A 21,523-nucleotide genomic window follows, 5' to 3' on the forward strand; every position below is an offset into this window, starting at 1 on the left:
TAATATTTTTCAAACTGGAAGACAGAATTTTAAACTACGTAACAATCCATTCAATGGAATTTCCGACTTGAGCCATCACTTTATTTGATATTTGAAGGTTATTGGCAGAGGTAAATGAAGCATGAAAACCGTCCTCATGTTTCATTCCATGTCTCACCACACATATTCTAACAATATTTCTCCATGTTCCCTACGCCCGGTATCATGAAACCCTAATGCTTGGTAAAATCGATTGGCGTCTGTATTTTCTTCTTTTACGCCGAGGATGATGGAGTCGCTGCAGTCATCGAGCTTTGCAAGATAAGTTATGGCTTGCGATAAAGCTGCTCGGCCATGACCCTTTCCTTGGAAGGACTGGTCAATCATAAAGCGAATAATCCAATAGGTGCCATCCTCGGGGTCCTTGCCGTACATCAGAAATCCTATCATCCGATCATCTAAATAAATTCCCATCGGTACAAAGGATTGCTCAAATTTAGACTCTGCCAGTGAATATAAATTTGAGGCAATAAAGGTCTGCTGATGGGGGGCAACCTGCAACTCAATGCAATCTTCCCAATTTTCGTTAGTTATCGGTCGCAATGAAATAGACATGTGTGTTTTATTCTCCTTTTAGTTTTAAAAAATAAATTCCAAATCTATTAGGAAAATTATAAATTATTAGGTAAAAGTTGTATATAATTTTTATATAAGCACACCTTCGAAGAAAGGGATATTAAAAAAGTACATATAAAGGACTTTGGCAGCCAATCACAACTCAAGTTCGAATACCGCGCATGCCGTACAAGTCTTTGTTTAATTTCTTCTAACAATCTAACAAAATCTTAATTTTATGGTAAAATAATCCTGTGTTGTGCAATGGGCCAAACGAACTATCTTTTAAAACAAAAATGCCTAGTGATTAAATTGAGATAAATGGTGGAGGGACATAAAATGGTTGAAGAAAAAATTGTGGTTGGCGAAGGAACAAAGTACCCGCTTAATGGGATGTTGACCATTCCTGAAGAGAGGAATGGTACCATTCCAGCGGTGATCTTGGTGCACGGTTCCGGCCCAAGTAATATGGACGGCAAAGTAGGAAATAATTATATTTTTAAAGAATTTGCCGAAGGTTTGTTGGAAAGAGGAATTGCCGTCCTTCGCTATGACAAGAGAACCTTCGTTTACGGTAAAGAGTTGAAAAACGATAATGGTTTGTCTGTTAGAGAAGAAACCATTGAAGATGCCATACTCGCTGCTGATTTGTTACGAAATGATCCACGGATTGATTCTAATAAAATATTTATCATCGGCCATAGTATGGGGGGGATGTTAGCACCAAGAATTGACGCGGAAGGCGGAAATTTTGCCGGCATTATCATTATGGCTGGATCACCACGAAAATTAGAAGAAATCATGATGACACAAAATGACCTTGCATTAAAGTCGTTGAACAGGGTTATAAGATTCATTGCAAAAAAGCAGGTAGCCGCTTTATCATCTAAGTTTGATAACATTTACAACCTAACAGATGAAGAGGCAAAATCAACACCCGTTTTAGGGAAACACGTTAAAGCTTATTATCTTAAAGAAATGGGTGAACACCCAGCCATTGATTATCTTAAGGACTTGGATAAACCGGTTTTAATCATGCAAGGCGAAAAAGATGTTCAATCAACCGTAGAAGATGATTTTGAAGCTTACAAAAAGCAATTGGATCAAAAGCCTAATGTAACATTTAAACTATACCCAAACCTAAATCACCTATTTATGCCAGCTATCTATGGTAATATCCTAAAAGTCCAAAAAGAGTACAAGGTTGCCCAGAAAGTAGACAGCCAAGTTTTCAAAGATATCGCCGATTGGATCCACTCAGTTTGAGGCATGGGGACGGTTCTCATGCATCATTTTATGGTCCTTTAAGGAATCTGCCGAATATCAGACCGACATGTTTCTGCATGTACGGTCTTTTGGTTTGTATGGTAAAATATAGAAGCTTGGGAGTAGTTGAGTTTTTCGGAGGGGGGAGAGTTATTCTCATCATTGACTTATTAATAGATATTGCAGGCAAAATTATTGAACATTTAATCCCCAACCCCACCGCCAAGTTTGAAAAGAACATGATCCGGTTAAAAGACGAAGCTTGGTTTTCAGAGCTAGAAAAAGATTATCGATACCAATATATTATTTATAACAACCGAAAAGTGAAGCGCTTTTTAAGCAACGAAACTAATGTTAAAAAAATTATTAGTATGGATTTGGAAAGGGAGCAATTCATTCTTCTGATAAAAGAAGAGCATGAAAAATTCGTGGGTCTGCGAAAGTAGTAAAACCGTTCCTCTAATAAAAAGGCTGTATCGCCATTACGATTCAGCCTTTCACTTAACATTCTTTTCATTTCTCCGCCAAACCATCAATTGAAACCAGCCGCTTTTCATCATGGGTCCCTCTTTGGGAAACTAACGCCATACTCGAAGTGTCTTCAATGCTTTCAATCCAAACTGGAATACCGTTGTACTGAACCGCTATTTCATTTTCTGCTGCCAATATTTCCTTGGCTCTATTTAGATCCATTTCCATCACCTCCATGTTATTTTTCCAAAAAGCCATAACATTATAAGAAAATAAACCAAGCACAAATTAAAAAAGCAATGCCATCACCTGTCGAAATTTTTTCGAAAAGAGGAATTTAGTAAAATTGTGTCTAATATTTAAGTATAATATTACTTTTTTATGAGGGATAAGATGAGCAAACATTACGAGTATATTGGTTCAAAGATAAAAGAATTGAGTGGGGAAATTTTTCAAAGAATCGAATCACCATTTGGACAAGATAATTTCTTCAACCCCATATTTGAGGAATTGGATTTTCCAAGCCATTCAGTGGAAAACTTATTCATTCATATAGGAGAGTTCTTAATTAGCCAGACTGAAGAACACAAAATGAACTTTGTAAAATTTGTGGAAGTCTTTGGTCTTCAATTAATAAAATCTAAAGCTTCGTTGGATCAATCTATCCATTTCTTGTACTTAACTCGATATTCAATTATCGATTTGCTTGAACTAGAAGTGCTTCATGAGCGGATTTCCATAAAAAACTACTTTGAAGTGATAAAAATAATTGAATATTTATTCCAGCTTATTTCCAAAACTCTATTGAATATTTACTCTGTGGAGATGTCAGACATTAAAATTGCCTTAGATGAGTCGAAAGAGGATTTAAAAATGACACTTAGAGAGTATGCAGATTTAGAGAGGGCCTTAAATGAAGCGACCATTTTTGCAATATCTGACCACGAAGATAAAATCTTATATGCAAATGATAAATTTTGCAATTTATATCAATATACAATAGAAGAATTAATAGGGAAAACACACGATATATACTCTTCTCACTTTCATCCGCCAGCTTTCTTCCATGAAATATGGGAAACAATTGAAAGTGGAAATGTATGGAAGGGCGAAATTCTTAATCAAGCGAAGGATGGGACAAAATATTGGCTAGATACAACAATCATTCCGTTTGTTGATTCAAATGGAGAGCGTTATAAACATATCTCCATTCAATATGATATTACTGAAAAAAGGAATTCAGAAGAAACGCTACGCAATACCGAGAAACTTTCGATGATTGGAGAATTGGCTGCTGGCATAGCCCACGAAATTCGAAACCCGTTAACAACCATTAGGGGATTTGTACAACTAATGAATCAAAATGGAAAAGAACCTTACTACTATACGGACACTATTCTTGATGAAATTGATCGTATTAATTTCATTGTAAGTGAATTGATGATTTTTGCTAAGCCACATCAGATTCAATATAATGAATGTAATATTAATAATATCTTAACCAGTGTGATTAAGTTTCTTGAGCCGGAAGCAAATCTGAAAAATGTGGAAATTGAATACGAATTTCCCATAGAGGATGTCATCATTTCTGGCGAAAGAAATCAATTAAAACAAGTGTTATTAAATTTACTAAAGAATTCTATCGAGGCTATGCCTTCTGGAGGTAAGATATATATTTTGCTGGAAAGGACAACGCAAAATATAGTAATCACCATAAAGGATGAAGGAATAGGGATGGAGACAGAACAGATTAAAAAACTCGGAGAGCCGTTTTTTACGACAAAGCAAGATGGGAATGGCTTAGGGCTAATGGTGAGCTATAAGATTATCCAAAACCATAAGGGATCAATTCATGTGAATAGCAACTTGAATCAAGGCACCACTTTTACTATTTCATTTGAAAGTCCTCAAAAAAACAAAATTGTTCATGAAAGCTAAAATCTTTTCTAAAAAATTGTTGCAAAAAAAAGATTCGCAAATATAAAAAGCAAAAGCGAAAATAAAAGAGTTGAATTCGCAAATAAAAGTCCTGGATGAAACATGGGGACGGTTCTTTTGCCTCACATTTTAGCGTAAATGAGGCATGAGAACCGTCCCCGTGCATCAGAACGTGACTTTTCTAATCGTTTCTTGTGTTTCAGCATAAGCTTTCAATAGACCGTTTAGCATTATTTCTTCTTTGTTAACTTCCTTAAAAGGTAAATAAACCTGTAACTGCTTGGAGAGAGGAGAGAGTGAAAGTTCAACTGTTTCCCGATCCGTCCAGTGTGCATGGATGGGTTGGTCATTTGCGAATGAAAACGCTTCCGGAAATCCGTTTCGGAAAAAGGGGTGCTCATCTGCTTTTTCAACCCCAGGTTCGTTCAGGCAGATATAGAGGGAGAGGTTATCACAAAACTTTAGGATTTTAAGGTGATACATGAACAGGTTTTCCATGTCCTTATTTCCCTTGATTCCCAAATCCTTAAATAGGAACTGGAGCCTTTTTCTTTCATCCGTCACAAATTCCGTTGCAAGGGGATGGACTTCGTTCTGCAGAAAAGAAACAAAATGCAAACTGCAGAGAAGACTGGCATACTTGCTCATTAATTCTACTTCATCAATTCCTTTTTTATAAATAGCAGTCTTTAACGTCATGGGGTGATCGATAAATGAGTATGGTTTGTCTTTTTCGTCATTCCATAAAGGCCATTCATCAGCCTCAATCCAGCCGCGATCGTGTTCACTTATGGCTAGAACCACTTCGTCTTTTAAATCCATTCCGTAAAAATAATCATTTTTCCAGGACTGTGCAAATATGCCTGATATCCTGGCGTGGTCATCCTGTTTTATCATAATAAAGCTGTCTTCCTGCTCATAAATAATCATTTTCCCTCACTCCTTTCTAGAAATGCTCTTTCTTAATAATTATTTATGGGATTCGGAGAAATGCATAATTTTGTAGACGATCCGGCTATATGTTTTTATTTATTTACATGCAATAGGGGGAAGTCATCATGCCAAACTTATCAGAGTTTCGACCAAGCTCAGCTGGATTTAAATTCGGAAACAGCTTTCCAAATGTTCCGATAAAGAAATTTGATATTTTGGGTAGGCAGATTACAATTGGTGATGCATCTTTTGGCCTTTGTGGCGGAATGGTTTTTGCTGTCATGGACTACTTTGAAGCAAACATGCCAATCCCCTCTAATCCGACAGCCCCATCCGCTGGTCCGTTATTTGACTATATCGTTAACCGGCAGATTGATAGTTTAAATTTGCCCTTGGGTTTTATAAAATATTTAGTTTTGATGAATCCTGTACTCCGGGATGATGAAACAATGGCTAGTAAAATAGGGGCTGCACCGCACGGAAGGTCTTGGAGAATGATAAAAAAGGAATGGCCAAGTATAAAAAATGATCTTGATCATGGAAAGCTATCACCGCTTGGTTTGGTAAGAATAAAATCCCTCAATCCTTTTCAGTTTGGAAAAAATCATCAGGTTCTTGCCTATGGGTATCACTTGAATGAGAACAGTCTGTCTATTAATATTTATGATCCTAATTACCCGAACGATGATCATGTCACGATATCCTTAAATATTGGAAATCCCGCGTCCGCAACAACCGTTGTGCATTCAAAATCGTCAGGGCCTATTTATAGTTTTTTTAGGACAGATTATAAAGTTAAAATGCCGGTGGATAAGCGTCCGAATCGATAAATAATATAAGCTGTTTTTTCGAGCAATGGAGAAAAAACGGCTTTTTCTAGTCAACAGGGGACATCAAATCTCAATGACTTTGATTGTCGAAAAAATCTCTTCTTCCACTGATTGGTGATTCCATTCATGTGGATAGTATCCTAACGGGTTGCAGATCATTTCGATTCCGTTATAGTGCTCATGGTATCTGGTATGGATATGCCCAAAAATATATTTTTTCACACCATATTTCAATGCCAATTCACCAAAGCGTTCACTGCCCATCATGGCGTTGAAAAAGTCCCAAGAAGGGTCATTCTTCACTTGCAAGAATTTTTGAAAGGGAACGACATGGGTGACCATGATGATATTTTTCCCGCGATACTCGTGCAGCCACTTCTCCAGCTTTTGGACGTAGCGGTCCGTTTCTTCGCCATCCGAACCTGGCCAAAGGGCATATAGCTTATCCGGCCAGGTAAAGTCGTTGAACGTGCCGATCCTAAATTGTTCTTCCGTGTACCCTTCAATTTGATAACTATAATCATACCAACCGCCATCACCAATAATTACCCAGTCCCCATTTAATTCAACCGGGCCATTTCCAAGATTCCCGGGGAATTGAAGCAATTTTTCATAAGCAGCCTGCGAATCTTCATAATAGACATCATGGTTGCCGTGCACAAATAAGAACTTAGTCTTCGGAAAGTCATGTTGAAGCTGATTCAAAAGAGCAAGGCTTTTATCCGGACCCGCTGTCATATCACCGCTGATCATAAACACATCGGGCCGATTGGTTTCTATCCATTTATACAAAACATCCATGATTTGGCTCTGAGTCCGTTTTCGATTCAAGCCTTCATGAATATCTGACAAAATCGCGATTTTCATCCACAGTCCTCCCTGTAAAAATAGTCCTTCATACAATTTCTTTAAAACCAATCCAATTTCCTTTATTAAAGCAAAAAAGTGCCGGGCACCACCCATTTAAGAGTAGTGCCCGGCACCTTTTAAAAATTACCACCATATTTGCGGTGCTTCCGTTTCTTGAATAGAAGGGATAATCTGTTCATCATTTTCCCAATTCAATTGCTCCAAAAATTGAAACACATCTTCCTCGACACGATTTCGTTCATCATCGAGTGTAATGATATGGCCCGAATTCTCATACCACTTGATTTCTTTTTTGGCAGATTGAATCCCGTTGAATATGATTTGCGGGCTTTCCATATCAATAATATCATCAAGCCTGCCTTGAACGATGCAAGTTGGGACTTTTATTTTATGCAGCTGAGAGGAAACATCGGATACTATCCTCAGTAAACCTTCGACCGCCGGCATACTGTTATCCTGAAATGCACTCAATTCGCTATTGATCTCTTGTTCTGTCTTTTCTTGTAACTCCTTGTACTGTTTAGCATAGGCACGTACCATGTTCGGCAGTGTTTCTTTATTTTTGAATCCCAATGGTGCACACATCGGGACAACACCAACAAGCGGGGCCTCGGTAGCGAGCTTTAAAGAAAAAACTCCACCAAGTGAGATTCCCGCTGCTGCGATTTTTTCGTAGCCTTTATTTTTTAACAGCTGATAACCCTCCAATACACTTTTCCACCAATCATCCGATGTGGAGTTCATAAGCTCTTCAGGCGGGGCGCTGCCATGTCCTTTATCTAGGGGCGCATGGGAGGAGTAGCCTTTTTCTTCTAAAAAACGGCCTAACATTCGTATATCTGTTGTGTTGCCGGTAAAACCATGAAGAAGCAAAACTGCGCGGTCGCCGCTTTCAAAGGTAAACGGTTCGGGTGCTTTTAATTGCATGTCCTAACTCCTTTAACTGAAATATTTTTGTTAGTTTTTGTCTCCCTTTAGCAATTCATTACAAAATTACTTATGTAGATAAAGCCAGTGTTTATAATGGATTGAATAACAAAAAACAGCATCAGTTAAGACTGATGCTGTGGGGTTGAAAAGTATTCCTTTGCCGTTATTGATTGTTGGATTTTGCTTTCTCTTCATTGTGCTGTCTGATAATTTTATAACTTGTAAGTGCTGCATCACCTAAAATTCCGGCAATTAGCGAGAAGAAGATATTCTCGATAAAGGAATTAGGAGCGGTATAAAAAACGAGAAGAAGCGCAGCAATGGCACCTAGAAGCATTTCCTCAAGAAACCCGAGATAAAGAAACTTTTTAGTTCGGCGCGGCATAATAATTTTCCCATGCTTCCGAACATGTCCCAAAATACCAACTGTCCCACCAATTAATAAAGAGAAAATAATGTTTACTAACACCTGTTTCTCACTCTCCTTAAGCCTAATTTTTTGGACCTAAGGTAAATCTTGGTGTATTACCATTATACTAAACTTGGAAACTCACTAGTATATGAAAAAAATACTGATATTTGATATCCTGATGAATGTACCATTAAATTCCAAAAAATTTCCCAATATGAAACATAGGGACGGTTCTCTTGCCACATTTTTTATTGAAAATGAGGCAAGAGAACCGTTCTTATACATCATCCATCTCGTAAATGATGCATGAGAACCGTCCCCATGCATCAACCTATTGATAAATGAGACTTTAGAAAGAGGGAGAATCCATGAATGTTCCTGAACATGTGATTATTACATCGCTTAGAGGTAAAGAAGTTCTTTCTAATCCTTTTTTGAATAAAGGAACGGCTTTTACGAAAGAAGAGAGGGAGGATCTTGGACTCGATGGTTTGCTGCCACCTCGGGTGCTCACGCTTGAGGAACAGGTGAAAAAGGTCTATGAGCAATATTCGATGAGGACCACCAATCTGTTCAAAAACGGCGTGCTTTATGATTTGTATAACCGCAATGTTGTTTTGTTTTACCGTCTTTTGAAGGAGCATTTAGCAGAAATGCTTCCGATTATTTATACTCCGACTGTAGGCGAAGCGATAGAGACCTATTCCCATACCTACCGTCGCCCTGGTGGTTTGTATCTTTCCATCGATGACCTAGAAGGCATTGAAACGGCATTTTATAATCTTGAACTTCCTAAAAATGGGATTGATTTAATTGTGGTTACCGACTCGGAAAGCATTCTAGGGATAGGGGACCAAGGGGTAGGCGGCATTAATATCGCCATCGGTAAACTTGCCGTCTATACAGCAGCTGCCGGTATTGATCCAAGCCGCGTTCTGCCAGTCGTGCTAGATGTTGGCACGAATAACCAGACGTTGATTTCTGATCCTATCTATATCGGAAACAAATTCGCCCGCGTCCGCGGCGAGCGTTATGAAGAGTTCATTGATTTATTCATCCATACAGCGAGAAAGTTTTTTCCTGAAGTGCTTCTTCACTGGGAGGATCTTGGAAATGTGAACGCACGCAACATCATGGCCAAATATGGTGACAAAATTCTTACCTTCAACGATGACATCCAGGGAACAGGTGCGGTTACCCTTGCTGCGATTATGTCTGCCTTGAAAGTCACAGGCACATATCTGAAGGATCAGCGGATTGTAATCTTCGGACCAGGGTCGGCCGGCATTGGAAACGCTGACCAACTGGTAGATGCTATGATTCTTGAAGGTTTAACGAGGGAAGAGGCCTATGACCGTTTCTGGCCAATTGATTACCGGGGGTTGTTGACTGACGAATCCGGAGACGTCTTGAATTTCCAGAAACCTTATTTGCGGAATGCGGAAGAAGTGAGGGTCTGGGATCGGAATGAGGATGGCATCATTTCATTAAGCGAAGTAGTCCAGAAGGTAAAACCAACCATCTTGATCGGTACTTCAGGACAAGCGGGCGCATTTACTGAAGAAATTGTAAAAGAAATGGCCAAGCATGTTGAACGGCCAATTATCATCCCAATGTCCAACCCAACCGCACTGGCTGAAGCAGTCCCAGAAAACCTAATCAAATGGACGGAAGGAAAGGCGTTAATTGCAACTGGCAGCCCGTTTGATCCTGTTGTATACAAGGGAGTTTCCTACGAAATTGGGCAGGCAAACAACGCATTTGTATTCCCAGGGCTTGGACTTGGAGCTATCGTGGCAAAAGCTGAAATCATCTCAAAAGGAATGTTTGCAGCCGCAGCTAATGCCGTTGCCAAAATGACAGACACTAGTAAACCAGGTGCGTCGCTCCTGCCATCCGTTGAAAACCTGCACGAAGTATCAGAATACGTAGCCGTTGAAGTAGCCAATGCTGCTATAAACGAAGGAATTGCAAAGGAGGACATTAAAAATGTGAAGCAAGCAGTTACCGAAGCCATGTGGGAACCTGAATATAAGGAAATAAAAAGTGTAGGAATTTGGACAAGTATTTAAAAGGGTGATGCATGGGGACGGTTCTTGTGCATCATTCTTGGTACATGGTTTTTGAGTTGACACCTAAGATGAAATCAGACCGGACATGGACTGCATGTTCGGTCTTTCAAATTTTGTTTGATCTTTTTTTCTAAAGGAGTTTGTCCCCATCCACTTATACTTTCAGGCAGAGCCAGATGTTAAAAAGTGTAATACCACACGATTAAATTCATCTGTCCTTTCAATTTTCCCCACATGGCCCGCTTTTTTGATCGTATAAAACTTGGAGTTTGGTATTAATTTATGCATTCTTTTTTGATTGAAGGGGGGACAAATTCTGTCATTCTGACAGGAAATGACTAAAGTGGGAACATTCATTTTTTTCAATGTTTGCCGATAATCAATTTCCAAACATTCGCGTACTCCTGGAAGAAATCCGTCAAGATGTTCGGACCAGATAGGCATGACTTTTTGAACGGTTTCTTCATTTTTATCATGCAAACATCTCGAAGTCGCTCCTGTGTGGAATTTTTCAATCGTCAAGTTACTTGTAAATTTTTTGTTTGTCCGCAGCAATAGTTTTTTTAACCACTTCGGCACATAAAAAAGAGTGTTTGCAAGGATGAGAGACTTTATATTTTCCGGACGTATCTTATAAATTTCCTGAGCAACCATACCGCCCATTGAAAAGCCAAGGATATGCGCTTCGTTCAAGCCTAATTGATCCAATAATTCAACAATGTCTCTTGCAAACGCGTTAATGGTTATTTCCTGACTTTCTGAACACCTGGTTTTTCCAAAGCCCCGTAAATCGGGGATAATTAAATCGAAGTGTTCGGCCAGCTCATGTTGAAATTTCCAGCCTTCTTTTCGTTCCCCCAACCCATGAATGAGTACGAGCGGATCGCCGCTGCCTAATCGATCATAGTAGAGATTGACTCCGTTTACCGACGCGCAAAGCAAGGTAATCTCCTCCTATTAATGTATTATTCTATTATTATAGAGCAAAGAATCCTAATTTAATTGTGATAAATATGCATGTTGTTATAATTATAGCGTTTTTTATACTGTCTTTAGGATAAACTTTTAAAAATATTTAATTTGTGGTTGTAGTGCTGGCTAATGAACCACAGGAACCATCCCATAACCGATCCTCCCAAAAAATTTATTCTGTTAAAAGGACTTTTAATCATCCAGAAAGAATATATTTGATAGCGCTTACAGTTGGCGCGGGGACGTTCTGTTGCATCATGCCGTTTCAATCAGGTGGTCATGGAAAATACATAGTAAAACATGAGAATCGTCCCCATATCCCAAAGGAGGAATTTGTAAATGGCATTGAATCAACAAAGTGGTCGTGTGTTTGATGCTGTAGTAGTTGGGGCTGGTTTTTCTGGGTTGTATATGCTTCATAGGCTCCGGGAGGCCGGGTATTCGGTTCGCGTTTATGAGGCTGCAGATGATGTTGGGGGCACTTGGTATTGGAATCGCTATCCCGGTGCACGTTGTGACATCGAAAGTATTTACTACAATTATACTTTTTCAAAAGAGATTTTGAACGAATGGACATGGTCATCCAGATTTGCCGAGCAGCCGGAAATCTTAAGCTACATAAATTTTGTGGCAGATAAACTGGACCTAAGGCGAGACATTCAGTTCAAGACAAGAATAACAGCCGCTCGCTACAATGAAGTAAACCGGAACTGGGAGATTCGCATGGACGATGGTACTTTGGTCGTTGCTGAATACTTTATCACCGCATTAGGCTGTCTTTCTTCTTCTAACATCCCTAAAATTAAGGGGTTAGACAGCTTCAAGGGCGAGATGTACCACACAGGAAGATGGCCGCACAAGAAGCTGGACTTTAGCAGCAAGCGTGTCGGGGTGATCGGAACTGGTTCAAGTGGAATTCAGGCAATCCCGGTTATTGCCAAAGAAGCGGGTCACCTCACCGTTTTTCAACGGACACCGCAATATAGCTGTCCGGCACAAAATCATCCCCTTGAGGAAGAGGATATTAGGAAGACTTGGGAAAATTATGATGAGACTAAACAACTCATGCGTTACTCGCAGCACGGTGTACCGTATGGACCTCGAATGCGGTCTGCCCTGGAGGATTCCCCAGAAGAACGGGAACGTTTATATGAAAAAGCCTGGCAAGAGGGCGGACTATTTACACTTACCTACAACTACAATGATATAGCCATGCTCCCAGAGTCGAATGAAACCGCCGCATCCTTTATCCGCTCCAAGATTAAACAAATTGTTCATGACCCCGAAGTAGCACAAAAGTTAATGCCGACATACTACTACGCCACTAAACGACCTATCATAGATACCAACTATTTTGAAACCTACAACCGAGAAAATGTCTCACTTGTTGATATTAAGGCCGCGCCAATTATAGAAATTACTCCAGATGGAATCAAGACGACAGACAACGAGTATGAATTAGATGTCCTTGTGTTTGCGACTGGTTTTGATGCCATGACAGGACCTTTATTTAAAATTGATATTCGTGGAAAAAACGATGTCTCACTCAAGGATAAGTGGGCAGATGGCTCAGAGTTGAAGACCTATCTTGGACTTGCCACTTCCGGCTTCCCGAATATGTTTATGCTGACCGGTCCGCAAAGCCCATCGGTTCTAAGCAACATGATGGTTTCGATTGAGCAGCATGTGGATTGGGTTGCTGATTGCATTGATTATCTTCGTGAGCATCATTTGGAAGCATTTGAGGCCACTGAAAAGGCGGAAGCATTCTGGAGCCAGCAATGCCATGCTATTGCCGACATGTCTCTGCTAACTAAAACAGATTCCTGGTACATGGGTGCGAATATCGACGGCAAGCCGCGCGGATTCCTTGCCTTTGCCGGAGGAGTTGGATTGTATCGCATCATTTGTGATGATATTGCAGCAAGAGGCTATGAAGGGTTTACTTCTGTGCTAGCACATGATAGCACAGATGATAGCAAAGTGAAGGAGGGATTTTTCATGTCAAACATTGATCCGCAAGCGTGGTTTATTTTAAAACAATTAGAGTCCGCCGGTGCGCCGCCAATGGAGCTGCTTACTCCTGAACTTGCCAGGATGGGTGACTTTAGTCTATTAGCAGGTGCTCCTGAAGAGGTAGCCAAAGTAGAAAACAGGACGATTCCTGTGCCTGAAGGGGAAATTCCTGTTCGCATTTACACGCCGGCGGGTGAAGGGCCATTCCCAGCATTGGTTTACTACCATGGCGGAGGTTGGGTCATCGGCAACCTGGATACGGTTGATGTACCTTGCCGTATGTTAGCAAACAGAGCCGGGTGTGTTGTCGTATCCGTCGATTACCGCTTGGCGCCGGAACACAAATTCCCGACTGCTGCCGAGGATTCTTATGCGGCCGCAAAGTGGGTAGCGGAAAATGCTGCATCCATTCAAGTGGACCCTGAGCGGATTGCCGTAGGCGGTGACAGTGCCGGCGGAAACCTTGCTGCAGTTGTGGCTTTGATGGCTCGTGAACAGGGAGGCCCTTCATTTGCCTATCAAATGCTCATCTATCCTGTCACAAATCACGCTTATGACACGGACTCTTATCGTGATAATGCGGAAGGTTACTTTTTAACAAAGAATACAATGGTCTGGTTCTGGAATCATTATCTTCGAAATGAAGAGGATGGTCAAAATCCGTATGCTTCGCCTTTATTGGCAGAGGACTTAAGCGGCCTTCCGCCAGCACTGGTGATTACGGCAGGCTTTGATCCGTTGCGCGATGAAGGGGAAGCCTACGCAGAACGGCTGAAAGCAGCAGGTGTACCGGTGGAAGTGACTCGCTATGACGGAATGATTCACGGCTTCTTCTGGATGCCAGGGGTGCTGGCAGAAGCGCATAACGCCATCAACCAGGCGGCCAATGCATTGAAGCAAGCTTTTAGTGCTGTAAAAACTATATAGATAGAATGCTGATTTAGGAGTCTAACTCAAAACTGGACGGGACAAATATTTTTTATAACCATTGTAAAAGTGACATAAGTAATAAATAGTCAAATGAAAACAGGGTGGCCCAATCACATGTTTTTTATGTGAAACAACTGACCTTGATTGCGAATTTAATAAAAATAAATCCACCTCGAGTAGCTGGGCTCAGGTGGATTTATTTATGTCTTGAATTCTTTACCAATTTATAATCAATAATTTACAAAAGCCATATAGAGAATTAAAATCTCCTTGCTATTTTATTAATAGATATATTTTTTAAACTGTGCACATAAAAACTTGAGGAGGATTTGCTATGAGTAATTTAGATTCACACAAGGAGATGGACAGAAGAAAATTTATTAAAATAGGGGGAATAGGTACACTCGCCTTAACACTGGGAGCAGCTGGCCTTCCAAAAGATTTGTTTACTGGGACAGCTTATGCCGAATTAAATAATGATATGAAACTTCAATTTAATCCAGACGGAAAATTCAAGATCGTGCAGTTTAATGATACACAGGATGATGAAAATATTGACCGCCGTACCATACAGCTTATGGAAAAAGTCCTTGATACAGAGAAACCGGATTTTGTGGTCCTTAACGGAGACAACATCACTGGGGGCTGTGACACCCCTACCGAAATGAAACAAGCCATCAACAATGTGGCGCAGCCGATGGAGCAAAGAGGGATTAAGTGGGCCATTACATACGGAAATCATGATGAGGATTCCACTCCGAAAAGCGGCCTAAATGAGGAGGACATGCTGGGCATTTATATGTCTTACCGATACAATATGAACACACCTGGGGTTAAAGACATTACGGGTACTGGAAACATGAATCTTCTTATCAAAAATTCTAAAGGTACAGATGCGGCATTCAACCTTTGGCTGCTTGACAGTGGAAGATATGCCCCTCAAACGATTGCGGGACAAAATTTTCAAGGATACCCGACATGGGACTGGCTTCGTATGAACCAGGTCAGCTGGTATTATGAGACATCGAAAAAACTGGAGCAGCAATGGGGGCACAAGGTTCCATCGCTTGTATTTATTCATATCCCACTCTGGGAACATAGATTTATGTGGTTCGGAAGTGTGGACGGAAGAACGGATGCAGATCACGCAAATGCTGTAAACAAACACAAAATCGTTGGAGAAAGAAATGAAGAGGAATGTCCGGGGCCAATCAACAGCGGAATGTTTTCAGCTATGCTGGAAAGAGGAGATGTCAAGGGGGTCTTCTGCGGTCATGACCACGTTAATACTTATATGGGTAACTATTATGGAATCCTGCTCGGCTATTCCGGCAGCACTGGTTTTGGTGCATACGGCCTTTCGGGGGCTGATCGAAACAGATTGCGCGGTGCCAGGGTTTTCAATTTAGACGAAAACTCAAAGGACGTGCTGGTGGAAACTCATATGGTGTTTGCTAAAGATTATGGCATCGATTTGACAGCCAATGACCAAAGTATTGCACCTGGGCCAATAGATGAAGGCAAAAAGAATGAAAAAGTGGTAAGAAGATAGATCTTAGGAATTGAATTCAATTCGATTATTTTTTTCATAACGTAATCAATTCAAATCCAAACTGGACGTTTAAAAAAATTATAGTTTTATTTAACATCCCTGCCAATACGAAAGCTGGCAGGGATGTTAACAATGGAAACAAATTTAAAACTGTCACTTTTCTTGGTTATGTTTGCCAGAAAAAATTTTTGTTATGTAATATTTGAAAAAATTGTAATATAATATAAATAATTAGTTTATTTAGAAAAAGGCAAACCACTCGAAAGGTTGGGACGCAAAGCTTCAGGTCTAAGGTTTGTAACTACGATGGCTGAGCTGCCTAAAATAGTAGATATTTTAGGGGGATTTCAATTTGACTACTTATGCTTGTGACAAAGAATTTGAATTGGATGTGGTGGAACTTAGTGATGAAAATATTATAGAGGGGTACATAACGGCATTACTAAAAATGGCAGACAAAAATTATAAATTGTTAGAAAATGAATTGTTGAAGAGAAGGTTATTTTTGGTTGCCTTAGAACGCTACGATAGAAAAAAGACGTTTTTCCACTCTGGCTTTTCTGATTAGAGGTGGAGAAGCCACTCGAAAAAGAAAGCTCCAAGGACTTTTTAAAGTGCTTGGAGCTTTCTTTTTTATATTAAAAACTATTCCTATAAACATAAGCATCTTTTGGCTGCTCAATAATTTTATAATCCGTCACTTTTAAAATAGGGATTTTCATTTTAAAAGGCTGGTAATACATCGTGTCCACCGTTCCCGTAACCTCGTACCACTGATCATTTGGAATGTGGACATTTTCAGGGAATTGAATCATCATCCCAAACACACCAGAGTCGGCAATACAGTGGATAATCCCAAACCGGAATAAAAAGATTTGGTTGCCGTTTAACCCCGGACCGTTATATGAAAAACCCTTCATCGTTACGGTTTTCCCAACAAACTCACCGGAATAGTTATAGATGACTTCCAGACCTTTTAAATAGTCCTCATCTGTTAGGGTAATATGGTCATTTCCTTTATACGATTTGAATTCCTTTTTAACCAATTCCGTAAACGCATCCTGACCCATAAATTTACTCATGTCCGGATTTAAAATTTGGTGCATGCCATAACGGTCGGCCCCGTCTTCTAATGTAGGGAAACTAAATCCTTTGGCATTAACTAATTGTGAATCAAGAGTCGCAACCGGCAAAAACACTCCTGTCAAAGCGGGAAGAATAATCATCGTATAAGAAACTGTTCTTTTTAGTTTTTTCCCAAACGACGGTTTTTTATGGTCATGATCATGTTCATGTGCATGATCATGATGGCATTCAACACATTCCAATTGCTTCTCCGACTTTTTCTCTTTAAGATACCATCTGATTCCTTCTACAATAGTCAGGAAAAATAACGCATAAATCATACTGTAGGAAAGAAAGGAATACTTCATATTGATATACTTAGAAATGTTTCCTGATAAATGTAAATAGAAAAACAAGTTGGTAAACAATAATAAAATCACGACGCGAAACATTTTTCCCCCTCCTTTACAGTAGTAATGACCCGATAAATACGAATGCTGAAATTAACGAAACAAGCAGGATGACGAATTTTGGCTTAAACGTTCCGAACATCATCAGCAGGTTTTTGATATCAACCATCGCACCGAATACTAAGAACGTCACGATGGAACTTTGTGAAAATGTGTTTCTGAAAGACGAAGCAACAAACGCATCCGCTTCAGAACAAATTGACAAAATGAACGCCAGCGCCATCATGACAAGAACACCCGCTACTTTTGAATGTCCAAGAGTCGCCAATGTCGAAGTCGGAATATAGGTTTGCAGCGCTGAAGCTATTAACGAACCCATTACCAAGTACTTTCCAACGTGGAAAAATTCATCGATGGTATGAGTGATCACGCTGACCAATTTTTGCTTCGTATTTTGTTTCGAATGGTCATGGACATGAACATGTTCGTCAGCTTTCATTCTCAATTGATTTGTTTTAACGACAAAAGAAAGAACAATCCCAACTAAGATAGAAACCACGATGGCAAACCCGGCACGATACCAAACCATCGTCCAGCTATTACCGAAGGCGATATACGTTGAAAAAAGAACAATCGGATTGATAATCGGACCGGTGAGCATAAACGAAATCGCGGCCGGAAGGGCCACACCTTTTTCAACTAATCTTTTCGTAATGGGAACAATCCCGCACTCACAGCCTGGAAATATTGCGCCTACTAAACTAGCAGTTATCACCGAAAGAATCTTATTTTTCGGCATGATACGAACAATCATATTCTCCGAAACAAATACTTCGATTAAAGCCGCCACAAAAGCTCCAATCACAATAAAAGGAATTGCTTCTATTATGATACTGATAAATATCGTGTTTAATTGCAATAATTGATTCATAGGAGAACCTCCTGAAATGAAAAAGCCATAAAAAAACATAGCAATTATAACAGATAGTAAGACAAATAGTTATATGTTTTATTTCCAAAAGTGGAAGTGATGCACGAGAACCGTCCCCATGCATCATTAAATCTTGTATTCTACTAAGCTTTTCCCTTAATATTAATTAGGTAAATGGGGAATTTCTTTTAGAAAGGGGGGAGGTAAGTTGAAAAGGAAGATTGGTTTTGTTTATGAATGTCTGCTAGCGGGTCTGATTATTTTTTCTTTGTCCGCTGAATTGCCCGAGCGGGAAGATTATGTTTTGGGCTGGTTTATATGGGGGCTTTTCGCTGTCGATTATGTGATACGGTTGATGTTAAGCAAAAATAAATGGGGATTTGTCAAGAATCACCCGATAGAACTACTTGCACTAATACCCGTCGATCAATTATTTAGAACCCTTCGTTTAATCCGCCTTATCCGCTTGGTCCGGCTCATCCTCGTAGTGAAAAGAAATAATTCGCTTCTAGATCTTTTGATTGAAAAATACCGTTTTGATAAATTATTTATAACCGTTATTGCGTTGTTATTTCTGACAGCCATTCCAATGGCCTGGATTGAACCTAGCTTTGACAGCTATGGTGATGCCCTGTGGTGGACTGTCGTGACCACCACAACGGTAGGGTATGGGGATTTATATCCAGAGACAACTGTTGGACGATTAATTGCAAGTGTACTTATGTTCGTCGGAATCGGTTTAATAGGTGTTGTAACAGGAACGGTTGCCTCGCTTTTTTCAAATAAAAAAACGGATCTGCCCGACCAATTGAAATACGTAAGAGATAAAATTGACGACTACCCAACCATTAGTGAACCAGAGCTTCTCGTGATGATAGAGCAGTTGAAGGCTTATCAAGAAGAACAAAAGAAGAGCTAAAGCTTTTCCTGATTAGTGCTAGGAACGACCAACCTGTTGATCGTCCCTGGCACTTTTTCAATATTGATTGATAAAATTTTTTGAAAAAATAATAAAAAACGATTAATATTATACTAACTATTTTTAATACCAAGTCCTAATAATAAGTAATGATTTTAATAAACTGGAGATAATTGTATGTCAATTGAGACGAAACAAAAGAAACCCAATATTGACGACTATTTTAATTCACTCGGAATCAAAGAATGCAAAAGTAAGCTCGCCTTTTGGAAGCACGTCACTGCTGTAGATTCCGTCTTGGCAGAGGAACTGGAACCGCTTATTTCCCGCAAAAGGAAAGGGAACATATATGATGTGAAGAATCAAACTCTGACATTTAGTTTAGCAGCAGAATCGTGGACGATGTCCTTTCACAAGTCATTGCTCACCTGGGTAAGCCAGCAAAAACAATTAAAGCCAAATAGAATTTTGGAAATCGGGTGTGATAATGGATTGTCGGCATGCTGGTATGCTAAGCTTTTTCCTGATGCGGAAATCATCGGGGTCGACCAGTCCGAAAATGGAATCAGGTGTGCCAAGCGGTTGGCCAAGCAGCTTGGCCTTTCTAACGTAAGCTTTTATCGAATCGACTTTATGGAGCTCCTCGATCATTTTTCTAAGCATTCTTTTGATGTGATCATTTCGGTACGCAGCTTTCATGAGATTATGGGGCCCATTTTCATTCAAAAATATTGGTCGCTGCCAGATCACCTGAAGGAAAAACCAACGTTCGGCGACAGCTGGTATTTACAAATTGTCGACTTCTTTTTAACTCCGGACGGAACCTATCTATCTTGTGAGCGATTGGAAAACCCGGCAGATCTCGGGAAGTGGGCAAATTTGCTAAAAGAAGCAAATCTTCATGTACAATGGAGCGACAGTGAGATCCTCGACTATTATGATTTTAGAACAAAAAAGCAATCCCCTATCATTGTAGCGACAAAAAAGGAAACAGGACTTTCCACTTTGGAAGGGATGGAACACCTATATACGAAAAATCAGCCACTCATAATAGAGGCTCGCCAATCATATACCACGGTGAATGCGGAGTTTGCCTTTCACCGACTAGGAGAGAAAACATTTAAATCAGGGCAGTATTTGGCTGTGCCCAACCACTGGTTTATGTATCGATTTGAACTTTGGGAAACGAATGATTTTCTGCTTGTTTATAGCTATGGTAATATGGGGCATAGACATTTGGACATTCTTCCTGCTGGGAAATACGGAGAGGCAGAGTTGCTAATGGAGCAGGCAGCAGGGCAGTTCAGTCACCTAGGACCGATTGTAAAGTACGACAGCCTGATAGACCGTCCGGAATAAAAGCTGATTTATAAGGAAGGGGGAGTCACGGTTGAAATCCAATGCCCTAAAAGGTTATCGGAAATTAAGAGATATCTATGAAAATAATCTGACAGTGGAATTGCTTTCAGAAGAGATCAAGACATGTGAAGCGGAAGATGATGCAGTCGCTGTTAAAAAGGAAATGTTTGATCGCGATTTTGATATTTATGGGGTTAATCAGGGCGGAAAACTTATTGGATACGTAAAAAGAGAAGATATAAAAAAAGAAGGAATCATAAGTGAGTTTGTTGAGGATTTTCATGTCGATAACCTTATCTCAGATTCCACTTCTTTGATTGATTTGCTGGATATTTTTCAGGAGAGAGAATTCACCTTTATCCTTGAAAAGAACAAAGTTACCAGGATCGTCACGGTGGCCGATTTACAAAAGCAGCCAATAAGGATGCTAGCCTTCAGTTTCGTTTCACTTCTGGAAATGTACATCATTTCAGTTATTAAAGAATTTTATCCGGATGACAGCTGGGCTGATAAGTTAACAGAATCAAGATTAACCAAAGCTAAAGAGCTTTTGGAAGAGCGGTTAGCAACAAATGAAGCCCTGACTTTGGTGGACAATTTACAGTTATCCGATAAAGGCACGATCATTCGGAAAACGCCAAAATTAGTCGAGAAGCTGGGCTTTGAATCAAATAGTCAATGCAAGGAATTTTTCAGGAAAATTGAGGAATTACGAAACAATACAGCCCATTCTCAGGAAAAAATCTATCACGATTATAAGGAATTTATCCAGATTCTTTTACAAATAGAACGAGTTCTCAGTGCAGATGGGTTGGTCGAAGTTGAAAAATAAAAGTAGGGCAATCCGGGTATTGTAGTCAGATCAAGAATTTTTCCAAACCAAAAAGACAAATCTAATAAAGTTTGTCTTTTTTTATTTGCCTAAAAAAATAAACTTTTGTGTTCGAAGATAGTTTTTGATTTTGTAATTTTCGGAATAGTTAATTATAATGTTTACTTAAAGGGATATGATATTAAAATCATTAATTGGAACGTGATGTGGAATTTCTATCT

At 39.7% G+C, this 21,523-nt stretch carries 20 protein-coding genes, 1 pseudogene and 1 riboswitch; of the genes and pseudogenes, 12 read left to right on the forward strand and 9 right to left on the reverse strand.

All coding sequences use genetic code 11. The features are described 5' to 3' along the window. Nucleotides 1-153 precede the first annotated feature (153 nt). Nucleotides 154-594 (reverse strand): GNAT family N-acetyltransferase, encoded by a 441-nt coding sequence (locus KHA99_RS22495; protein WP_213119694.1) that lies wholly within the window; start codon nt 592-594, stop codon nt 154-156. Between the two features lie 339 nt (nt 595-933). Here KHA99_RS22495 and KHA99_RS22500 point away from each other — a divergent pair, with 339 nt between their 5' ends. Next, entirely contained in the window at nt 934-1,860 is a 927-nt protein-coding gene (locus tag KHA99_RS22500) for an alpha/beta hydrolase family protein (RefSeq protein ID WP_213119695.1), read from the forward strand. Between the two features lie 98 nt (nt 1,861-1,958). Further along, a complete protein-coding gene (locus KHA99_RS22505) occupies nt 1,959-2,306 on the forward strand; it encodes a hypothetical protein (RefSeq protein ID WP_213119696.1) in 348 nt (115 codons plus the stop codon). A 67-nt stretch (nt 2,307-2,373) separates the two neighbouring features. On the opposite strand, the gene KHA99_RS22510 is transcribed toward KHA99_RS22505, so the two are convergent. After that, nucleotides 2,374-2,553 (reverse strand): H-type small acid-soluble spore protein, encoded by a 180-nt coding sequence (locus tag KHA99_RS22510; RefSeq protein ID WP_213119697.1) that lies wholly within the window; start codon nt 2,551-2,553, stop codon nt 2,374-2,376. 171 nt (nt 2,554-2,724) lie between these two features. Between KHA99_RS22510 and KHA99_RS22515 the strand changes: the two genes are divergently transcribed. Then, nucleotides 2,725-4,269, forward strand: a complete 1,545-nt coding sequence (locus tag KHA99_RS22515) for an ATP-binding protein (protein WP_213119698.1) — start codon at nt 2,725-2,727, stop codon at nt 4,267-4,269. Between the two features lie 165 nt (nt 4,270-4,434). Here KHA99_RS22515 and KHA99_RS22520 read toward each other — a convergent pair whose 3' ends face one another. Beyond that, nucleotides 4,435-5,199: a DUF3891 family protein gene (locus KHA99_RS22520; RefSeq protein WP_213119699.1), complete on the reverse strand. Its 765-nt coding sequence runs from the start codon at nt 5,197-5,199 to the stop codon at nt 4,435-4,437. Between the two features lie 128 nt (nt 5,200-5,327). Here KHA99_RS22520 and KHA99_RS22525 point away from each other — a divergent pair, with 128 nt between their 5' ends. Beyond that, nucleotides 5,328-6,032: a hypothetical protein gene (locus tag KHA99_RS22525; RefSeq protein ID WP_213119700.1), complete on the forward strand. Its 705-nt coding sequence runs from the start codon at nt 5,328-5,330 to the stop codon at nt 6,030-6,032. Between the two features lie 63 nt (nt 6,033-6,095). Here the strand turns inward: KHA99_RS22525 and KHA99_RS22530 are convergent, their stop codons facing one another. The 3 genes from KHA99_RS22530 to KHA99_RS22540 form a co-directional block, all read right to left on the reverse strand. Beyond that, complete coding sequence (locus KHA99_RS22530; RefSeq protein ID WP_213119701.1) at nt 6,096-6,899, reverse strand: metallophosphoesterase; 804 nt, start codon at nt 6,897-6,899, stop codon at nt 6,096-6,098. 126 nt (nt 6,900-7,025) lie between these two features. Further along, entirely contained in the window at nt 7,026-7,829 is an 804-nt protein-coding gene (locus KHA99_RS22535; protein WP_213119702.1) for an alpha/beta hydrolase, read from the reverse strand. Between the two features lie 166 nt (nt 7,830-7,995). Then, on the reverse strand, nt 7,996-8,301 hold the full coding sequence (locus KHA99_RS22540) for a DUF4257 domain-containing protein (protein ID WP_213119703.1): 306 nt from the start codon (nt 8,299-8,301) through the stop codon (nt 7,996-7,998). 311 nt (nt 8,302-8,612) lie between these two features. Between KHA99_RS22540 and KHA99_RS22545 the strand changes: the two genes are divergently transcribed. Next, complete coding sequence (locus tag KHA99_RS22545) at nt 8,613-10,316, forward strand: NAD-dependent malic enzyme (RefSeq protein ID WP_213119704.1); 1,704 nt, start codon at nt 8,613-8,615, stop codon at nt 10,314-10,316. Nucleotides 10,317-10,478: 162 nt separating this feature from the next. Here the strand turns inward: KHA99_RS22545 and KHA99_RS22550 are convergent, their stop codons facing one another. Next, nucleotides 10,479-11,258 carry an alpha/beta fold hydrolase gene (locus tag KHA99_RS22550; protein WP_213119705.1) on the reverse strand — a complete coding sequence of 260 codons (780 nt, stop codon included), beginning with the start codon at nt 11,256-11,258 and terminating at the stop codon, nt 10,479-10,481. A gap of 369 nt (nt 11,259-11,627) precedes the next feature. Between KHA99_RS22550 and KHA99_RS31615 the strand changes: the two are divergent. From KHA99_RS31615 to KHA99_RS22570, 4 genes and pseudogenes are all read left to right on the forward strand, one after another. Continuing rightward, a pseudogene (locus KHA99_RS31615) lies at nt 11,628-12,263 on the forward strand (flavin-containing monooxygenase); the annotation flags it as partial. 1,026 nt (nt 12,264-13,289) lie between these two features. Continuing rightward, nucleotides 13,290-14,231, forward strand: coding sequence for a LipP1 family hormone-sensitive lipase (gene lipP1, locus KHA99_RS31620; RefSeq protein ID WP_213119804.1), 942 nt, complete (start codon nt 13,290-13,292; stop codon nt 14,229-14,231). Between the two features lie 337 nt (nt 14,232-14,568). Beyond that, nucleotides 14,569-15,786: a metallophosphoesterase family protein gene (locus KHA99_RS22565; protein ID WP_213119706.1), complete on the forward strand. Its 1,218-nt coding sequence runs from the start codon at nt 14,569-14,571 to the stop codon at nt 15,784-15,786. 239 nt (nt 15,787-16,025) lie between these two features. Next, a riboswitch (cyclic di-GMP riboswitch) is annotated at nt 16,026-16,109 on the forward strand. A gap of 29 nt (nt 16,110-16,138) precedes the next feature. Beyond that, the gene (locus KHA99_RS22570; protein WP_213119707.1) at nt 16,139-16,354 is read left to right on the forward strand and encodes a hypothetical protein; all 216 of its coding nucleotides are present in this window, start codon (nt 16,139-16,141) and stop codon (nt 16,352-16,354) included. A 70-nt stretch (nt 16,355-16,424) separates the two neighbouring features. Here KHA99_RS22570 and KHA99_RS22575 read toward each other — a convergent pair whose 3' ends face one another. Both KHA99_RS22575 and KHA99_RS22580 read right to left on the reverse strand, forming a co-directional pair. Continuing rightward, entirely contained in the window at nt 16,425-17,303 is an 879-nt protein-coding gene (locus KHA99_RS22575) for a TIGR03943 family putative permease subunit (protein WP_213119708.1), read from the reverse strand. A 13-nt stretch (nt 17,304-17,316) separates the two neighbouring features. Continuing rightward, complete coding sequence (locus KHA99_RS22580; RefSeq protein ID WP_372447632.1) at nt 17,317-18,210, reverse strand: permease; 894 nt, start codon at nt 18,208-18,210, stop codon at nt 17,317-17,319. Between the two features lie 190 nt (nt 18,211-18,400). Here KHA99_RS22580 and KHA99_RS22585 point away from each other — a divergent pair, with 190 nt between their 5' ends. From KHA99_RS22585 to KHA99_RS22595, 3 genes are all read left to right on the forward strand, one after another. Continuing rightward, on the forward strand, nt 18,401-19,111 hold the full coding sequence (locus KHA99_RS22585; RefSeq protein WP_213119710.1) for a potassium channel family protein: 711 nt from the start codon (nt 18,401-18,403) through the stop codon (nt 19,109-19,111). Between the two features lie 177 nt (nt 19,112-19,288). Next, nucleotides 19,289-20,470: a class I SAM-dependent methyltransferase gene (locus tag KHA99_RS22590; protein WP_213119711.1), complete on the forward strand. Its 1,182-nt coding sequence runs from the start codon at nt 19,289-19,291 to the stop codon at nt 20,468-20,470. 31 nt (nt 20,471-20,501) lie between these two features. Continuing rightward, a complete protein-coding gene (locus KHA99_RS22595) occupies nt 20,502-21,302 on the forward strand; it encodes a CBS domain-containing protein (protein ID WP_213119712.1) in 801 nt (266 codons plus the stop codon). Nucleotides 21,303-21,523: the final 221 nt, after the last annotated feature.

Origin of the sequence: Neobacillus rhizophilus (genome assembly GCF_018343535.1) — a bacterium.
In the GTDB taxonomy this organism is placed as follows: Bacteria; Bacillota; Bacilli; order Bacillales; family Cytobacillaceae; genus Neobacillus; species Neobacillus rhizophilus.

Coding starts and splice junctions, on each gene's coding strand:
- KHA99_RS22495 (WP_213119694.1), bottom strand. CDS start 594: ATGTCTATTTCATTGCGACCGATAACTAACGAAAATTGGGAAGATTGC.
- KHA99_RS22500 (WP_213119695.1), top strand. CDS start 934: ATGGTTGAAGAAAAAATTGTGGTTGGCGAAGGAACAAAGTACCCGCTT.
- KHA99_RS22505 (WP_213119696.1), top strand. CDS start 1,959: ATGGTAAAATATAGAAGCTTGGGAGTAGTTGAGTTTTTCGGAGGGGGG.
- KHA99_RS22510 (WP_213119697.1), bottom strand. CDS start 2,553: ATGGATCTAAATAGAGCCAAGGAAATATTGGCAGCAGAAAATGAAATA.
- KHA99_RS22515 (WP_213119698.1), top strand. CDS start 2,725: ATGAGCAAACATTACGAGTATATTGGTTCAAAGATAAAAGAATTGAGT.
- KHA99_RS22520 (WP_213119699.1), bottom strand. CDS start 5,199: ATGATTATTTATGAGCAGGAAGACAGCTTTATTATGATAAAACAGGAT.
- KHA99_RS22525 (WP_213119700.1), top strand. CDS start 5,328: ATGCCAAACTTATCAGAGTTTCGACCAAGCTCAGCTGGATTTAAATTC.
- KHA99_RS22530 (WP_213119701.1), bottom strand. CDS start 6,899: ATGAAAATCGCGATTTTGTCAGATATTCATGAAGGCTTGAATCGAAAA.
- KHA99_RS22535 (WP_213119702.1), bottom strand. CDS start 7,829: ATGCAATTAAAAGCACCCGAACCGTTTACCTTTGAAAGCGGCGACCGC.
- KHA99_RS22545 (WP_213119704.1), top strand. CDS start 8,613: ATGAATGTTCCTGAACATGTGATTATTACATCGCTTAGAGGTAAAGAA.
- lipP1 (WP_213119804.1), top strand. CDS start 13,290: ATGTCAAACATTGATCCGCAAGCGTGGTTTATTTTAAAACAATTAGAG.
- KHA99_RS22565 (WP_213119706.1), top strand. CDS start 14,569: ATGAGTAATTTAGATTCACACAAGGAGATGGACAGAAGAAAATTTATT.
- KHA99_RS22575 (WP_213119708.1), bottom strand. CDS start 17,303: ATGTTTCGCGTCGTGATTTTATTATTGTTTACCAACTTGTTTTTCTAT.
- KHA99_RS22590 (WP_213119711.1), top strand. CDS start 19,289: ATGTCAATTGAGACGAAACAAAAGAAACCCAATATTGACGACTATTTT.